The 1,300-nt window shown below is 27.7% G+C and carries 1 protein-coding gene; it reads left to right on the forward strand.

From position 1 onward, the window contains the following. Positions 1–116: 116 nt before the first annotated feature. A complete protein-coding gene (locus B0B05_RS16250; protein ID WP_076784612.1) occupies positions 117–950 on the forward strand; it encodes a hypothetical protein in 834 nt (277 codons plus the stop codon). Positions 951–1,300: the final 350 nt, after the last annotated feature.

The raw sequence follows: 1,300 nt of genomic DNA on the forward strand, positions 1-1,300 counted from the left end.
CTCCCAAAATGCGTTGTAAAACTAAATATATTCATCTAACTAATTAAATTATAAGTAAATATACGAAATTATGTGTAATTACGGATATTCATAATATTTTAGAAAGATTTCGAATCATGAGAGCTGATGGAGATTTTTTGAAATACACTAAAAGAATGTTTACAATTAAAGTGTATAACACAAATCAAACTTCGGCTGAAAACAATTTAAAATACACAAATTCAATAATTGATTCGTGTATTTTCTCTTTCTCTTCCCTTAAACAAGCTACAATTAATATTGTAGAATCATTTCCTATAAGGTTAAGAGCAAGAGAGCGAAATAATGATATTTTTAAAGTTCATACAAGTAACACATTTAATTTTCCTAGAATTAAGATAAATCCGCATTTACTTAAATTTTACCAATTGGCATCTAGTACAGAATTTGAATCGCATAAATTTCTATCTTTTTATCATATACTGGAATATTTTTATTTATCTGTTTCTGACCAAAACTTATATGATAAATTATCAAGAAGAATAAATGATCCTAAATTCAGAACATCATCTCAAAATTTAGACAAATTGATTCAAGATGTAAATTCTCATAAAACAGAAAATGATGAAACTGAAATGCTAAAAAATGTACTAATAAAATACATAAATGAAGACGAATTAATTGAATTTATTAAAGAATATGAAACCTTAATAGGTGATAATCTTTACACCAAGAAAAAGGTAATATTTGGGAATGAAATAAACGGAACAAACTTACAAAGTGGACATGTATTTGGAACTATTGCTAAGCATATTAAAACAGTAAGAAATGGTTTAGTTCATTCCTCAGATAGGCACGAAAGGAAAGATCGATTTATACCGTACTCTAAAACAAGTATGGCTACTGTGAAAATACAATTACCTGTATTGAAATTTCTAGCTGAAAAAATAATTGTCGCAACAGCAGAATAAAAACTGCCACTAATAACCAGGTTTTCGTTGGGCTTGAAAAGCCAACAATGAAAACCCTGTAAACAGATAAAATCAAAGCTTATAAATCCTGACGGTGTTGGTTTTTTTTGTTTCGTATTTTATATAGATTAGAAAGTAGCGCAGTAGTTTGTAAATGCTTACAAACGGTTAATAATAATATAATATTTTGATATACAATGTTTTATATTAATATTTGTATTGTTGAGATTAGGAGATAATTGCGTATATTTGGGTGTTAGCGGCAAGTGTACCGAAACTCACGTCAGAAAAGAAACGACAGAAAAAATGAATATTGACAAATCGAAAATATTGGACAACATTTGCTACAC

Origin of the sequence: Epilithonimonas bovis DSM 19482, from assembly GCF_900108115.1 — a bacterium.
Classification (GTDB): Bacteria; Bacteroidota; Bacteroidia; order Flavobacteriales; family Weeksellaceae; genus Epilithonimonas; species Epilithonimonas bovis.